This is a genomic window from Mesorhizobium kowhaii, from assembly GCF_003253745.1.
Lineage (GTDB): Bacteria > Pseudomonadota > Alphaproteobacteria > Rhizobiales > Rhizobiaceae > Mesorhizobium > Mesorhizobium kowhaii.
The window spans coordinates 35,004-49,584 of sequence record NZ_MZXV01000082.1 but is presented as its reverse complement, the minus strand read 5'-3'; the positions used below and the strand labels follow the sequence as shown (position 1 = coordinate 49,584).

General features: G+C 62.0%; 14 protein-coding genes. 5 read left to right on the top strand and 9 right to left on the bottom strand.

What is annotated here, in order from left to right:
* Nucleotides 1-40: 40 nt before the first annotated feature.
* Together B5V02_RS37785 and B5V02_RS37780 are read right to left on the bottom strand one after the other, a co-directional pair.
* A complete protein-coding gene (locus B5V02_RS37785; RefSeq protein ID WP_111549042.1) occupies nt 41-2,017 on the bottom strand; it encodes a bifunctional 2',3'-cyclic-nucleotide 2'-phosphodiesterase/3'-nucleotidase in 1,977 nt (658 codons plus the stop codon).
* Nucleotides 2,018-2,166: 149 nt separating this feature from the next.
* Entirely contained in the window at nt 2,167-3,432 is a 1,266-nt protein-coding gene (locus B5V02_RS37780) for an NAD(P)/FAD-dependent oxidoreductase (RefSeq protein WP_111549007.1), read from the bottom strand.
* A 165-nt stretch (nt 3,433-3,597) separates the two neighbouring features.
* Here B5V02_RS37780 and B5V02_RS37775 point away from each other — a divergent pair, with 165 nt between their 5' ends.
* Nucleotides 3,598-4,248 (top strand): 5-formyltetrahydrofolate cyclo-ligase, encoded by a 651-nt coding sequence (locus B5V02_RS37775; protein ID WP_111549006.1) that lies wholly within the window; start codon nt 3,598-3,600, stop codon nt 4,246-4,248.
* 329 nt (nt 4,249-4,577) lie between these two features.
* Entirely contained in the window at nt 4,578-4,994 is a 417-nt protein-coding gene (locus B5V02_RS40325) for a hypothetical protein (RefSeq protein ID WP_146606218.1), read from the top strand.
* Here B5V02_RS40325 and B5V02_RS37770 read toward each other — a convergent pair.
* Nucleotides 4,991-5,464: an Lrp/AsnC family transcriptional regulator gene (locus tag B5V02_RS37770; RefSeq protein ID WP_010909317.1), complete on the bottom strand. Its 474-nt coding sequence runs from the start codon at nt 5,462-5,464 to the stop codon at nt 4,991-4,993. The two genes, B5V02_RS40325 and B5V02_RS37770, sit on opposite strands and share 4 nt — an antisense overlap.
* A 156-nt stretch (nt 5,465-5,620) precedes the next feature.
* Between B5V02_RS37770 and ald the strand changes: the two genes are divergently transcribed.
* Complete coding sequence (gene ald, locus B5V02_RS37765; protein WP_111549005.1) at nt 5,621-6,736, top strand: alanine dehydrogenase; 1,116 nt, start codon at nt 5,621-5,623, stop codon at nt 6,734-6,736.
* Between the two features lie 225 nt (nt 6,737-6,961).
* Here the strand turns inward: ald and B5V02_RS37760 are convergent, their stop codons facing one another.
* From B5V02_RS37760 to B5V02_RS37740, 5 genes are all read right to left on the bottom strand, one after another.
* Complete coding sequence (locus tag B5V02_RS37760) at nt 6,962-7,429, bottom strand: DUF1203 domain-containing protein (protein ID WP_111549004.1); 468 nt, start codon at nt 7,427-7,429, stop codon at nt 6,962-6,964.
* A 99-nt stretch (nt 7,430-7,528) separates the two neighbouring features.
* Entirely contained in the window at nt 7,529-8,092 is a 564-nt protein-coding gene (locus B5V02_RS37755) for a GNAT family N-acetyltransferase (protein WP_111549041.1), read from the bottom strand.
* Nucleotides 8,093-8,097: 5 nt separating this feature from the next.
* A complete protein-coding gene (sseA, locus tag B5V02_RS37750; RefSeq protein WP_111549003.1) occupies nt 8,098-8,949 on the bottom strand; it encodes a 3-mercaptopyruvate sulfurtransferase in 852 nt (283 codons plus the stop codon).
* 138 nt (nt 8,950-9,087) lie between these two features.
* Nucleotides 9,088-9,831 carry an alanyl-tRNA editing protein gene (locus B5V02_RS37745; protein ID WP_111549002.1) on the bottom strand — a complete coding sequence of 248 codons (744 nt, stop codon included), beginning with the start codon at nt 9,829-9,831 and terminating at the stop codon, nt 9,088-9,090.
* Nucleotides 9,831-10,865, bottom strand: a complete 1,035-nt coding sequence (locus B5V02_RS37740; RefSeq protein WP_111549001.1) for a cysteine synthase A — start codon at nt 10,863-10,865, stop codon at nt 9,831-9,833. Before B5V02_RS37740 ends, B5V02_RS37745 begins: the two co-directional genes overlap by 1 nt.
* Before the next feature lie 226 nt (nt 10,866-11,091).
* Here B5V02_RS37740 and B5V02_RS37735 point away from each other — a divergent pair, with 226 nt between their 5' ends.
* Nucleotides 11,092-11,913 carry an SDR family oxidoreductase gene (locus B5V02_RS37735; protein WP_111549000.1) on the top strand — a complete coding sequence of 274 codons (822 nt, stop codon included), beginning with the start codon at nt 11,092-11,094 and terminating at the stop codon, nt 11,911-11,913.
* Between the two features lie 96 nt (nt 11,914-12,009).
* Complete coding sequence (locus B5V02_RS37730) at nt 12,010-12,984, top strand: alpha/beta hydrolase (protein ID WP_111548999.1); 975 nt, start codon at nt 12,010-12,012, stop codon at nt 12,982-12,984.
* 120 nt (nt 12,985-13,104) lie between these two features.
* On the opposite strand, the gene B5V02_RS37725 is transcribed toward B5V02_RS37730, so the two are convergent.
* Nucleotides 13,105-14,517: a DEAD/DEAH box helicase gene (locus B5V02_RS37725; protein ID WP_111548998.1), complete on the bottom strand. Its 1,413-nt coding sequence runs from the start codon at nt 14,515-14,517 to the stop codon at nt 13,105-13,107.
* Between the last annotated feature and the right edge of the window lie 64 nt (nt 14,518-14,581).

Sequence of the window (14,581 nt, the reverse complement as noted above, 5' to 3'; positions counted from 1 at the left end):
GCCGCAGTTACGGCGCGGACTTGAGTCCATATGGCAACAATCAGAGAAGGATGCGGTATTTCGCAAATCCCGCTTCGCCCTCACCCGCCGGCTCGATCTTCAGCGACTTCACCTCGGCAATGAAATCCTTCGCCTTGGCGCCGGTTTCGAACACGGCGCTGGTTCCAGGCAGCGGCGCGAACGACCAGTTGCCGTCCGCCGACGGGTTGATCGTGCCCTCGCTTATGTAGCGAACGATGACGTCGCGATTGGTGTCCGGCGCCTCGTAAATGATCTTCGAGGCATTGATGTCAGGGAAATTGCCGCCACCGCCGGCACGGTAGTTGTTTGTCGCAACGACGAATTTCTGTTTGGGATCAATCGGTTTTCCATCGAACATCAGGTCGACGATACGATTGGCGCCGGCATTCGCCAGCCCGCCCTTGGCATCGTATTTCGGCGGCTGCGATAGGTCGATTTTGTAGCTAACGCCGTCGATGACGTCGAAATTGTAGGACGGGAAGTCGGTGTTGATGAGCGCTTGGTCGGCCTTGCCCGGTTCGATCCGGTTGAAGATGCCGGCCGACATTTCCAGCCATTCCTTGACCTGCGCGCCGGTGATTTCGACGGCTCGCACGGTGTTCGGGTAGAGATAGAGATCGGCGACGTTCTTGATGGCGATGTCGCCCGCCGGCACGTCGGTATAGTAGTCGGCGCCGCTGCGTCCGCCGGCCTTGAAGGGAGCGGCGGCCGACAGCAACGGCACGTCCTTCCACTGCGTGTTCTTGAGAATGTCTCTGAGGTACCAGGTCTGCGCCTGGCTGACGACCTGCACCGACGGATCGTCGGCGACCAGCGCGAAATAGGAATAGAGCGGAGCGGAGGTCTTGCCGACAGGCCGCCGCACATAGGCCAGTGTCGCCTGGTGGTCCTGCTCGAGTGCCGCGATGATGCGCTTGTCATCAGGGACTATCGGCTTGGCCTTGTTGTCGACGCGTTCGAAGATCGGTCGCGCCTCGGATGTGGCGGAAACGACCTTCCATTTTGACCCGTCGCGCTCCAGCATCAGGTCGATCAGCCCCATATGCGAGCCCCAGAAGCCGCCCATCACGGCGGGCTTGCCCTGCAGCGTGCCTTTTTGCGTGTCGACGCCGTCCAGCGACTGGAAATCCTTCTTGCCGGGGAAGACCAGATGCTGATGGCCGGTGAACACCGCATCGATGCCGTCGACACCGGCGACGAAGAACGATGCGTTTTCCATCATGTCACCCTGCTTCACGTCGATGCCGGAGTGCGAGAGCGCGATGACGATGTCGGCGCCTTCCTCCTTCATCTGCGGCACCCAGGCCTTGGCCGCCTCGACGATGTCGCGCGTCTTGACGTTGCCCTCCAGATTCTTGAGGTCCCAGACCATGATCTGCGGCGGCACGAAGCCGATGATGCCGATCCTGATCGGCTGATCGACGCCCGAACCGTCCTTGATCTTCTTGTCGAGGATGACATAGGGCTTGAGATAGAGCTTGTCGTCGCGCGGGTTCGCGGCAAGCTCTGTGCCACGGATCAAATTGGCGCAGACGAAGGGAAAATTGGCACCGGCCAGCACCTTGTCCATGAACGACAGGCCGTAGTTAAACTCGTGGTTGCCCAGCGTCGAGCATTCGTAACCAAGCAGGTTCATGCCTTTCATGATCGGATGCAGATCACCATCCTTCATGCCCCTCTCATAGGCGATGTAGTCGCCCATCGGATTGCCCTGCAGCAGGTCGCCATTGTCGATCAGCATCGAATTGACGGCTTCCCTGCGCACTGCGTCGATCAGGGAAGCCGTGCGCGACAGGCCCATCGTGTCGTTCGCTTTGTCGGCGTAGTAATCGTAAGGCAGCACATTCACATGGATGTCGGTGGTTTCCATGATCCTAAGATGGGCCTGGTTGGCCTGTGCGCGGGCGGAGAACGGATGCAGCATGATCAACGCTCCTGCGGCGGCAGCACCCGCAAGGAGATCGCGGCGGGAGACGGGATAGAGCAGTCGCGACATGAGTTCTCCTTCTTCGACAACGTGACAGCCCTGCCCCGAAGCGAACTTCGCGCCGAAACCCATCTGAGTCCATTCAACAAGTCGCGCGCATCAAGCCGCCAGTCGATCAGTTCCAGATGACGTGCGGATGAACGGCCTGGGTGAAGAAATCAGCCCTTGTCGTCGTCGCCCTGGGTGATAAGCCGCGCGCTGCGCTGGCCCGTCGCGTAGATCCATAGCCAGCTCAACGAAACCGCAAGCCGGTTGCGAAAGCCGATCAGGAAATAGATGTGGGCTATGCCCCACAGCCACCAGGCCGCCCAGCCGGTCAGCTTGATCCAGCCGAAATCGATCACCGCGGCGCGCTTGCCGATCGTGGCGAGGTCGCCGTCATGTCTATAGCGAAATGGCCGTGGGCTGGTGTCGCCGGCAAGCCGCGCCTTCAGCGTGGCGGCAACATGCCGGCCCTGCTGCTTGGCGGCCGGCGCAACGCCGGGAACGGGCCGCCGGTCCGGCCTCAGCACATGAGCGGCGTCGCCGACGACGAAAATCTCCGGGCTGCCCGGCACGCTCAAGTCACGCTCGACCAGCACCCTGCCCGCCCGGTCCGCGGCCGCGCTGAGCCATTCGGCGGCTGGCGAGGCGGCGACGCCCGCCGCCCACAGGATTGTGCTTGCCGCCAGATGCTTGTCGCCGAAGACGACGCCCTCGGCGTCGCACCGCGTAACGGCCCGGCCGAGTTCGATCGTCACGCCGAGCCGCTCGAGCGCCTTCATGGCATAGTCGGAAAGTTTCGGTGCAAAATTGGCCAGAATACGGTCGCCGGCCTCGATCAGAACGACGCGCGTTTGCCGTGTATCGATGTTGCGGAATTCACCGCGCAGCGTGTCATGCGCCAGTTCGACGATGGTGCCGGCAAGCTCGACGCCGGTCGGCCCGCCACCGACGATCGCAATGGTCAGCAGCGCCTGGCGCTTGGCGGGATCGGTCTCCCGCTCGGCCTGCTCGAAGGCCAAAAGAATGCGCCGCCGAACAGTGGTGGCGTCCTCCAGCGTCTTCAGGCCGGGCGCGAAAGGTTCCCATTCGTCATGGCCGAAATAGGCGTGGCGGGCACCGGTGGCGAGCAGCAGCGTGTCGTAGGCGACCGCACTGCCATCATCGAGCAGCACGCGCTTGCTGGGCCGGTCGACACCGACGACATTGGCGAGCAGCGTCGTCACATCCTTGCGCTTGCGCAGGAGGTGGCGGACCGGCCAGGCAATCTCGGACGTCGCCAGCGCCGTGGTCGCCACCTGGTAGAGCAGCGGCTGGAAAAGGTGATGGTTGCGCTTGTCGATCATGGTGATGCGGACCGGCGCGCCGGCAAGCGCTCGGGTGAATTCGAGACCGCCGAAACCCGCGCCGACAACGACGATGTGATGGCTGGCCTGGTTCATCTCATTCACCCCAATGCATCCGATCTCATGTAGGTATTTTTGTGCACCGCAACAACGTTCCGTCCTTTGATGATTGCCTGGGAGTCGCCCTTGAATGTCGTGAATGCACATGTCGGACCCCGTGGCCGGGTATAGCGTTCTCGAAACAGCAAGACGAGGTGAGGCATGGCTGACGATCATGACGAAGAAGGCCCGGCGCAGTATTCTTCGCCGCCTTGCTTCATGCATGAATTGGATCAGGAGTTTCGCGCTCCGTTGAGCGACTGGACCGACGTGAGACGCTGGCGCAAAGCCGAGCGCGAACGCCTGATCGCCGCCCGTCTTGCCGTTTCGGCCGACGCGAGAACGGTGATGTCGCAGCGCATTGCGGAAGGTCTCGACGCAATCGTCGGCAAGATCGCCGGCCGCATGGTCAGTCTCTACTGGCCGTTTCGCGGCGAACCGGACCTGCGGCCATGGATGGCGTCCATCAACGCACGCGGCGGCCGCACCGCCCTGCCCGTCGTTGTCGAGAAAGGGCAGCCGCTGATCTTCCGCGCCTACGTGCCAGGCGACCGGCTGGAAAAGGGTGTCTGGAACATCCCGATACCGGCCGAGGGCGATCCGGTGCTGCCGGACATCGTCATCTCGCCTATCGTCGGCATCGATCCCGGCAACTACCGCCTGGGCTATGGCGGCGGCTTCTTCGACCGCACGCTGGCTGCGATGCCTTTCAAGCCGCTGATCATCGGCGTCGGCTACGGCCTGCAGCGCATCGCCACCATCTACCCGCAGCCGCACGACATCCCGATGGATCGGATCGTCACCGAGGCCTAAGACCCTGTTTGGAAAATGAGACCGGCTGGATTTCTGTTTCGCTGCGAATATGATTCACCCTTGAAACGCGGACACGACAGCAGCGCGGCCAGTTGGCCGGGATCACTCGACGTAAAAACAACCTCAGGTACGGACCAACGCGTTTCAATCGAAACATAATCCCGCCGTGTAGCAGCGCGAATGTCACGTGACAAAAATCCGACTTGGTCGATAAATATTTTGATCTTTAAGGGGACCATGCTGCGTTGGACGGTTTCGACATGCGCTCCGGGTGGATCCAACAGTGTCCGGTCGCTCTTTAGATCGGCTGCTTCACAACGGATGATAGGATGATCGGACGAACTATAGCGGCTGCCCTTGCAATTGCGTTTTCCTTTTCGCCTTCGCATGCGCAACCACAGCATCGTTTACCGAGCGGTTATAAGTGGGGCCGCTGCCTGCTTGTTGTTAACGGTCAGACTCGCATATCCGGAAGATGCTCCTATCAAATCGAGAAGGGCGGCGATTTTAATATCCAGGGGCCTCGGCAAGTTTTTGCAGGTATCGACTATCCTGATACGAATAGTGGGGCTGGTGAAATGTCCAAAGATTACTGGGCAGTTATCTACAAGGACGGTGATTTTTGGGAAGGCTATGGGAACTCGGACATTCGCGCAACCCACGGTGAACCAGGAGATTGGGGAGAACTTCGCCGCGAAGGCGCATGCTATGTTGGGAAGGACGTCCGGGTGTGCCTTTGGCGTTAAGCCATTTCCGGCTTCATGCCCATCGCGGTACGGTCAACGATTTCACGCAACGCAAACGACGAGTTGATCTTGGTCACATGTGGCATCGCCGACAGCCATTCCTTGTGGATGCGCTCATAGTCGACGAGATCCTTGGCCGCGATGCGTAGAATATAATCATATTCACCCGACATCAGATGGCAGGACAGCACGTTGGGGCAGCGCTTGATCGCCGCCTCGAAGTCCGACAGTGTCTTCTCGAACTGCCCCGACAGCGATATATGCACGATCGCCGTCATCTGGTGGCCAAGTGCGGCATTGGAAAGCCGGGCGTGGTAGCCGCGGATGGTTCCGGATTTCTCCAGATTGTCGAGCCGGCGCGAACACGCCGACTGCGACAGGCCAACCTTCTCGGCAAGTGCTGCATTGGGTATCCTGCCATCCTTCTGCAAAGTCTCGAGAATGGCGATATCGATCCTGTCGAGCGGCATTTTTCGTGAATCCTGCGAATATTCCACTATTTTGCGCAACGATTATCGAAACCGAGCTGTTCGCGCAAGCGCATTCGCAAACACCTGCACAGCGATTCGTGGTTCACTCTACTGATACAGGGAAACGAGCCCAAAGGGCCGGATCAGGAGAAGACAATGCGCGTCGGCTGCCCCAAGGAAATCAAGAACCACGAATATCGCGTCGGCCTCACGCCGGGCTCGGTTCGCGAATATGTCGCCCATGGCCATGAAGTGCTGGTCGAGACCGGCGCCGGCGCCGGCATCGGCGCCGATGACAACGCCTACCGCGCGGCTGGCGCAACGATCGCCAAGACGGCAGCCGACGTGTTCGCCAAGTCGGACATGATCGTCAAGGTCAAGGAGCCGCAACCCAATGAATGGGCGCAGCTTCGCGAAGGCCAGATTCTCTATACCTATCTCCACCTGGCTCCGGATCCGGAGCAGACCAAGGGCCTGCTCGCTTCCGGCGTGACCGCAATCGCCTACGAGACCGTGACCGACGACCGTGGCGGCCTGCCGTTGCTGGCGCCGATGTCGGAAGTCGCCGGACGGCTGTCGATCCAGGCCGGCGCCACGGCGCTGCAGAAGGCCAATGGCGGCCGCGGCGTGCTGCTCGGCGGCGTGCCCGGCGTGCTGCCCGGCAAGGTCACCGTGCTCGGCGGCGGCGTCGTCGGCCTACACGCGGCCAGGATGGCGGCGGGTCTCGGCGCCGACGTCACCATTATCGACCGCTCGATCCCGCGCCTGCGCCAGCTCGACGACCTTTTTGCCGGCCGGGTGCACACCCGTTACTCGACCGTCGAGGCGCTCGAGGAAGAGTGCTTTTCGGCCGACATCGTCGTCGGCGCCGTGCTGATTCCGGGCGCCGCGGCACCCAAGCTGGTTTCGCGCGAGATGCTCTCGGGCATGAAGAAGGGTTCCGTGCTGGTCGACGTCGCCATCGATCAGGGCGGCTGCTTCGAGACATCGCACGCCACCACCCACGCCGAGCCGACCTACGAGGTTGACGGCGTCATCCATTACTGCGTCGCCAACATGCCCGGCGCGGTGCCGGTCACGTCAGCCCACGCGCTCAACAACGCGACGCTTCACTATGGCCTGCAGCTTGCCGACAAGGGCCTGAAGGCGCTTGTCGACGACCACCACCTGCGCAACGGCCTCAATGTCCACAAGGGCAAGATCACCAACCGCGCGGTTGCCGAGGCGCTCGGCTATGAACTGGTTGAGCCGAAAGCCGTTCTCGCGGCCTGATTTCACCTTTAAAAGCGACCTCCCGTCAGCCCGCCGGTTCATTCCGGCGGGTTTTTTCTTAACCTGACGACGGGCAACAAAAAAGCGGAGCCAAAGCCCCGCTTCCTCGATATCGAGATTTGCCGCCGGTTCATCCGCGGTCGGCAAATCGATCGACAATCGCTTTCTAGCGCGATTGTGCGACGGGAGTACGACAAGCCCTCTCCGCCCGGCGGTTCTGATGCCTCATGCGCGCTCGATGCGGCACTGGTAGCAATTGTTGCGCGCCGAGCGGACATGGACATAGGCGATATCGTCGCGCTCGAACAAAGTTTCGGCTCGCGCAGCAATTGCTCCGGTCGGGATGACACCGCCGCTGCCGTAGACGATACGATTATCCCTGCCGTAGCCGCGCACGATGTAGTCGGGGCTTTCGAGAATCTCGGGTAGCCCCTCGGTCTCGGCGGCGCGGTCGCATTCTTCGGCATGCAGGAAGATCGGCCCGGTTTCGGCATAGGGCTGAAGGTCCGGGAATGGCCGGTAAGCCAGAACGAGGTAAGCGTCGCCGGCGGCGATGTTCTTCAGACAGTGCCGGCAAGGCATGCCGTCCCCGTCGGAAATCTTTCGCTCGGGCGTATGGCCGTAAGCATCGGGACCGCCAAACTGCAGGGCCCTGACATCCCGGGTCGGCAGAGCTTTGAACTGAATGGTCATGGTAAAATCTCCGGTGTCGTGACCGGAAATTATGCGCTCAGGCTGATGCTTCCCACCCGATTCTTGCGCGTTAGCGGATGATTCAGATTTTGGCTGATGTCACGGCCGCATGACACTGGCCGAGCGTTCACCGAAAGTCAGCGGATGCACGATTTCCTTCTTCTGCGCCACCGGTGCAAAGCCGAGCTTCTGGTAGAGCGGCAAAGCCGCCGGATGATCGAGCGTGCAGGTCTGCACCGTCACCCGCTTGGGCCCGTACGACCACGCCGCTGCAATCGCCGCACCCAGGAACCAGCGGCCGATGCCTTGCCCTGTCGCATGTTCCATCATGCCGAAATAGGCGAGTTCGACTTCTTCCGGCAGATGCGGCTTGAGGTCGAAGAAGCCGGCCGGCGCACCGTCGAGATAGAGCACCCTGATGTCGCGGTCCTCGCGGTGGATGCCGGCTGAAAGCTCGTCGTCATCCAGCCTCAGCACATTGACCCAGTGCCATTTGCGTCCCACCCGGTCCATCAAATAGCGGTAGAAATGCAGGGGAATGTCCTTGGTCTTCAACAGCGCGACCTGACGGTTATAGGGCACCGGTGGCGAATAGGCCGGCGGCACATGCATCTCGAGAAACGTCACCGTGACTTCGATGTCTTCCAGCGCGCCGTTTTCCATCGTCTTCATTCCTTGCCGGTCACGACGGGCGTGTCGGAACGCCCACCCCACTCCGTCCACGAACCGTCGTAGAGCCTGTTGTCGGTATGGCCAAGCGTTTCCAGCGCCAGCGTCGCCACCGCGGCTGTAATGCCGGAACCGCACGAAGTGATGACGGGTTTCGACAGATCGATGCCCGCCGCCTCCATCACCTTGCGCAGGCGGTCCTTCGACAACAGCTCGCCATTTTCCGACAGCGCCGAATAGGGCAGATTGCGCGCGCCAGGCATATGGCCGGAGCGGATACCGGCGCGCGGTTCAGGCTCCGTGCCGGAAAAGCGGCCCGGTCCACGGGCATCGGCGATCTGGCTTTCCCCGGTATCGACGATCCGGCGCATGTCGGCGAGGCTGGCGACGCGACCGGCGTCGAAATTGGCATGAAACACACTTGGCGCGATCTTGGTCGGTTCGGCCGTTACCGGCCGGCCGGCCGCTTTCCAGCCATCGAAGCCGCCGTCCAGAATATAGGTCTGGAAGACGCCCATCACGCGAAACATCCACCACGCCCGAGGCGCTGAGAAGAAACCCGGACCGTCATAAACGACGATGGTGTCGTCGGCCGAAACACCCATCGACCCGACATACTGGGCAAAATGCTGCGGTGACGGCAACGTATGCGGCAGCGGCGAATCCGGGTCCGAAACCGCATCCTGATCCAGAAACCGTGCGCCCGGAATGTGGGCGGCCTGGTATTCGCCGCGCGCATCGCGCTTCTGCGCCGGGAGATACCAGGATGCGTCGATGATCGTCAGACCCGGCTCGCCGAGGCGCTGCTGCAGCCAATCCGCGTCGACGGTGAAAGGACTGTCCTCGGCCATTTTTTCTCCTGCTCGCCTTTTGGCGGTGATTGTCCGATTAAAGCGCTTCGCGTTGAAACGGGTTCCGGTGACGCGCTTTAAGTCTTGTTTTTATGCATGTCGTTGTCCCAAACCGGGGCCACTTTTGGGCGACATGCATCAGTTCGCCGGCATCGGGCCGAAGCGGATGCGGAAGCGTCGGTTCTCGCGGCCCTTCTTCTCGATCTTGCCGACATGGATTTCGTCGACTTCACCGGTGCTTTTGACATGGGTACCGCCGCAGGGCTGGCTGTCGACCGAAGCGTTGTCACCGATGCAGACCAGGCGGATTTTACCGGTGCCGACCGGCGGCCGGACGTTCTTGGATTTCACCAGGCCGGGGTTGGCGGCCAGTTCCTCGTCACTGATCAGCCTGGTGAAGATCGGGTGATCGGCCCGCACCAGATCCATCAGGCTCGCCGTCACCTCTTCCCTATTGAAGCTGGCGTCGGGAATATCGAAATCAACGCGGCTGTCATCCTCGGAAACAGACGCGCCCGTGATCGGGAACGGGCAGACCACAGTGAGCAGGTGACAAGCCGCGTGCATGCGCATCAAAAGATGCCGGCGCTCCCAGTCGATCGCCAGGCTCAAGCGATCACCGACCTCTGGAACCCTCTGCTCCAGCGCCGGCACATGGATGATCTCGTCCTTGGTCTCGCCCGTAATGGTGGCGGCGATGGCGATGCGGCTGCCATCGGCGCGTTCGAGATAACCGGTATCGCCCGGTTGGCCGCCCGAGGTGGCGTAGAAGATCGTCCGGTCGAGAATGATGCCGCCGCGGTCGTTGACGGCAACGACCGTGGCATCCGCCGTGCGCAGATAGGCGTCGTCGCGAAACAGCGCTTCGGTCCGGTGCGCCATCACGAGACCTTTTCGAACGGCACCGAAATCGTGCTCCGCTGCTCCATCCAGCCCGGTATCGGCAGGTTCTTCTCGCGCAGGAATTCCGGGTTGAACAGCTTCGATTGATAGCGCGTGCCATAGTCGCAAAGGATGGTCACGATGGTGTGGCCGGGCCCAAGTTCGCGTGCCAGACGGATCGCGCCGGCAATGTTGATGCCGGTCGAGCCACCGACGCAAAGGCCTTCTTCCTGGATCAGGTCGAAGACGATCGGCAGCGCATCCTCGTCCGGGATCTGGAATGAAAAATCCGGCGTGAAGCCATCGAGATTGGCGGTGATGCGCCCCTGCCCGATGCCTTCGGTGATCGAGCTGCCTTCGGACTTCAACTCACCGCTGGTGTAGAAACTGTAGAGCGCGGCCCCCAGCGGATCGGCGAGCGCGATCTTGACGTCCTTGCTCCTGGCTTTCAATCCGAAGGCGACGCCGGCCAGCGTTCCGCCCGAGCCGACCGCCGAGACAAAGCCGTCGACCTTGCCGCCGGTCTGGTTCCAGATCTCCTGCGCCGTGGTGCGGATATGGCCGTCGCGGTTGGCGACATTGTCGAACTGGTTGGCCCAGATGGCGCCGTTCGGCTCCGTCCGCGCCATCTGCTCGGCCAGCCGCCCCGACAGTTTCACGTAATTGTTGGGGTTCTTGTAAGGCACCGCAGGCACCTCGATCAGCTCGGCGCCGAGCAGCTTGATGGTGTCCTTCTTTTCCTGGCTCTGCGTGTCGGGAATGACGATGACGGTGCGGTATCCCAGCGCCTTGGCGACCAGCGTCAGCCCGATGCCGGTATTGCCGGCCGTTCCCTCGACAATGACGCCGCCGGGCTTCAGCAGCCCGCGCTGCTCGGCGTCGCGGATGATGAACAGACCGGCGCGATCCTTGACCGACTGGCCCGGATTCATGAACTCGGCCTTGCCCAGGATCTCGCAACCGGTTTGTTCAGACGCTTTGTTGAGGCGGATCAGAGGCGTGTTGCCGATCACGTCGATCACAGAACGGGGCATTCAGGATTCCTTGTGTAGCTGCGCCGAAACCGTAGAAACCCGAAGCTTCGGTTTCAAGGCAAGAATTTGTCTGGACCAGTCGCATTTGCGGCACTGTTGCCGCGCCGACGCTTCTCAATATCGCCTTCATGGCCCACAGTTCATTTCCTCACTGTGATGAAAGCACTCTTTTCATTCGATTTCTTCATCGCTAGAGCAAGGCACGAACAAGTCGACAGGGCGCAGCATGACACTCTATCGAGCCAATCCGAATCACGGCGTCGCCTGGATCACGGGCGGCAGCAGCGGCATCGGCCGTTCACTGGCCAGGGATCTTGCGTCCCAGGGCTATGCCGTCGCGGTGACAGCGCTCGACGACGATCCGATCGACACGCTTGTCGTCGAGACCGCGCAGATGCCGGGCAGTGTCACGGCCTTTCCCTGTGATGTCACCGACGAGCCGCGCATGGCAAAAACCGTCGCCGCGATCGAGAAGGAACTCGGGCCTATCGTGCTCGCCGTCTTCAATGCCGGGAACTACATTTCGACGCCGGGAGAAAATCTAGTCGTCAACGACTTTCACCGGTCCTTCGATGTCAACTATTTCGGCATCATCAACGGCCTGGTGCCCGTCATCCAGCGCATGCGTGTGCGGGCACGCGGCCACGTCGTGCTGGTCGGCTCGGTCACCGCCTATTTCGGCTGGCCGACCACGGCCGCCTATGGCGGCACCAAGGCGGCGATCAACATCCTGGCCGAGTCGCTGAAATATGACTTCGACAAGATGAATGTGCGTATCCAGGTGATCAACCCGGGCTTCATCGACACCGCTCTGACCGAGAAGAACATGCTGCCGATGCCGGGGCTGATGCCGGTCAGCCGCGCGACGCGCCGTATGGCCCGGGGCATCAAGTCCGGCGGCTTCGAAGTCACCTTCCCGCGCCGGCTGAGCTGGCCTCTGAAACTGCTCAGCCTGCTACCGAGGCCGCTGTGCAGAGGGGTGATCAGCCTGATGACCAGTTGGAAGGCGCGGCCGTTGCACTACGACCGCAAGCCACAAAGCGAATAGAACGCCATCGAGATTGGCAGGCTCCCCTCTCCGGGCAGGGCGTTGCCTGTTTGTGACCGCCGCCATAGGCTGAGAAATTGTTGCGTGGAGTCTGCGATGGGGCGACGGATCGTGCTTGCTGTGCTGGGCCTTGTCATTGTCCTCGCACTGGCTTTCGTGCTTGGCCCGCGCGTCAAAGTCGACACCACGATCCGTTTCGATCCCTCGGTCATCGGCGACGATCCGCAGGCCTATGTGGCGAAGATAGAAGCCGCCACACCCGGAATCCGTGACGGGCTGGAGAAGGAGATCGTCTGGGCCAATCCGATGGTGCATGCCAGGACGCCGCTGTCGATCGTCTATATCCACGGCTTTTCCGCATCGAAGGGCGAGGTCCGCCCGCTGCCGGACGAGGTGGCCGACCAGCTCGACGCCAATCTGTTCTACACCCGCCTTACTGGTCACGGGCAGGACGGCGCGGCGATGACGCAAGGCAGCGTCAATGCCTGGATCAACGATTATGAGGAGGCGCTCGCCATCGGCCGGGCGATCGGCGACAAGGTGATCGTCATCTCGACCTCGACCGGCGGCTCGCTGGCGACATGGGCGGCAACGCAGCCGGGCGCGTCGGACGGTGTGGCGGCGATTGCGTTCATCTCGCCGAATTTCGGCGTCAAGGCGTCCGGCGCCGAGATCCTGACCATGCCCTGGGGCAAGCAGATTGCCGAGCTCGTCGGCGGCAAGGAACGCAGCTTTCCGACCCGCAACGCCCTGCACGAGAAATTCTGGACGCACAAATATCCGATGGCCGCGACACTGCCGATGGCAGCGCTGACCGAGCTCGCCTACGCCGCGCCGGTGGAAAAGGCGACCATACCGGCTCTCTTCATCTTCTCCGATTCCGACAGAGTGGTGCGCGAAGACCGCACCCGCGAAAGCGCCGGGCGCTGGGGCGCGCCGCATGAACTGGTTCCGGTCGACGACACCGGCGATCCCGACAACCACGTCATCGCCGGCGATGCACTGTCGCCATCGACCACGACCTTTCTGGCGCAAAGGATCGCCGTCTGGGTCGAGGCGGTGGCCAAGTAGCCTCCAGACGAAAAGGGCGACCGAAGCATCGCTTCAGCCGCCCTTTCTTTGTCACTCACGTCTTTGTCACTCACGGGCAATCAGCCAGCCTAAGCTTGACTGATTACAACGCGTTCTGGCTTACGCAGCCCGCGCAGCCGGACGCTTACCGCCAAAGCGGCGCTTGTTGTTGCCCTTGAAAGGCTTGGCGCCTTCCGGCTTGCGCTCGCCAGCGAAGGCAGGCTTGTCGCCGAAGCGCTTCTTGCCAAAGCCGTTGCCCTTGTTCTCGCCACCGGGCCGCCTGCCGTCGCGACGACCATTGCCGTTGCGGTCATTGGCCGGCTCGAAGCGCTCGTTCTTTTCAGCCGGATTGCGCAGCGGATCAGGGCTGCCGAGATGGTCGGCAACGATCGGCAGCTTGGTGCGGATGATGCGCTCGACCTGGCGCAGCTTGCTGTTTTCCGACGGATCGCAGAGCGTGATGGCGATACCGTCCATACCGTTGCGGCCGGTGCGGCCGATGCGGTGGACATAGCTCTCGGCTTCGTCCGGCAGGTCGAAATTCACGACATGGCTGATGCCGGGCACGTCGATGCCGCGCGCCGCGATGTCGGTCGCCACCAGAATGCGCACCGAGCCCTCACGGAAATCGTTCAGCGCCTTCTGGCGGGCGTTCTGCGACTTGTTGCCATGGATGACGGCGGCCTTGAAGCCGTCGCGCTCGAGGTCCTTGGTCACCCGGTCGGCACCATGCTTGGTGCGCGAAAAGATGATGACGGACTTCATCGCCTCGTCGGCGAGCATGGTCGACAGCACCTGGCGCTTCTGCTTGGTGCGGGCAAAGACGACGCCCTGCACAATCTCGGCTGCCGCCGTGCTGTGGGGGGCGACTTCGACGCGGATCGGGTTCTTCAACAGGCCTTTCGCCAGTTCGGCGATTTCGGCTGGCATGGTCGCGGAGAACAGCACCGTCTGACGGTCGGGCGCGGTCGCCTTGGCGATGCGCTTGACGTCGTTGATGAAGCCCATATCCAGCATGCGGTCGCCTTCGTCCAGCACCAGCCATTTGGTGTCGGCAAGCACGAGGTCGCCCTCACGCACCAGATCGGTCAGCCGGCCTGGTGTGGCGATCAGGATGTCGACGCCGGGCGCAACCTTCTTCACCTGGCTGAAGCGCGAGACGCCACCGAGCACGAGCGCGGTCGAGACATGCGCGCCCTTGGCGAGCAACTTGATCATGTCCTCGATCTGCACGGCGAGTTCGCGCGTCGGCGCCAGAATCAGCGCACGCGCCGTCTTCGGCCGGCGCTTGGTGCCGAGAGCGATGATCTTCGACAGGATCGGCAGCGCAAAGGCCGCGGTCTTGCCCGAACCGGTCTGGGCAATGCCGAAAATGTCACGGCCTTCCAGCTGCGGCGGGATCGCCTGGGTCTGGATCGGCTTCGGCTCGGTGAAGCCGGCGGCATGGGTCGCCTTGAGCAGCGCGCCCGTAATTCCAAGTGCTGCGAAACCAGAGAGTTCCCCAGTACCGAGCAAAGTGTTTTCGTTGGTCAAAATATTCTTCTTTCACGCGGCTCCTGGCCGCAAACATCAATGGCGGCAGGGCGCAACCTGCCGT

Excerpts from the sequence above, each read along its gene's own strand:
- B5V02_RS37785 (WP_111549042.1), bottom strand. The coding sequence starts at position 2,017 with ATGTCGCGACTGCTCTATCCCGTCTCCCGCCGCGATCTCCTTGCGGGT.
- B5V02_RS37780 (WP_111549007.1), bottom strand. The coding sequence starts at position 3,432 with ATGAACCAGGCCAGCCATCACATCGTCGTTGTCGGCGCGGGTTTCGGC.
- B5V02_RS37775 (WP_111549006.1), top strand. The coding sequence starts at position 3,598 with ATGGCTGACGATCATGACGAAGAAGGCCCGGCGCAGTATTCTTCGCCG.
- B5V02_RS40325 (WP_146606218.1), top strand. The coding sequence starts at position 4,578 with ATGATCGGACGAACTATAGCGGCTGCCCTTGCAATTGCGTTTTCCTTT.
- B5V02_RS37770 (WP_010909317.1), bottom strand. The coding sequence starts at position 5,464 with ATGCCGCTCGACAGGATCGATATCGCCATTCTCGAGACTTTGCAGAAG.
- ald (WP_111549005.1), top strand. The coding sequence starts at position 5,621 with ATGCGCGTCGGCTGCCCCAAGGAAATCAAGAACCACGAATATCGCGTC.
- B5V02_RS37760 (WP_111549004.1), bottom strand. The coding sequence starts at position 7,429 with ATGACCATTCAGTTCAAAGCTCTGCCGACCCGGGATGTCAGGGCCCTG.
- B5V02_RS37755 (WP_111549041.1), bottom strand. The coding sequence starts at position 8,092 with ATGGAAAACGGCGCGCTGGAAGACATCGAAGTCACGGTGACGTTTCTC.
- sseA (WP_111549003.1), bottom strand. The coding sequence starts at position 8,949 with ATGGCCGAGGACAGTCCTTTCACCGTCGACGCGGATTGGCTGCAGCAG.
- B5V02_RS37745 (WP_111549002.1), bottom strand. The coding sequence starts at position 9,831 with ATGGCGCACCGGACCGAAGCGCTGTTTCGCGACGACGCCTATCTGCGC.
- B5V02_RS37740 (WP_111549001.1), bottom strand. The coding sequence starts at position 10,865 with ATGCCCCGTTCTGTGATCGACGTGATCGGCAACACGCCTCTGATCCGC.
- B5V02_RS37735 (WP_111549000.1), top strand. The coding sequence starts at position 11,092 with ATGACACTCTATCGAGCCAATCCGAATCACGGCGTCGCCTGGATCACG.
- B5V02_RS37730 (WP_111548999.1), top strand. The coding sequence starts at position 12,010 with ATGGGGCGACGGATCGTGCTTGCTGTGCTGGGCCTTGTCATTGTCCTC.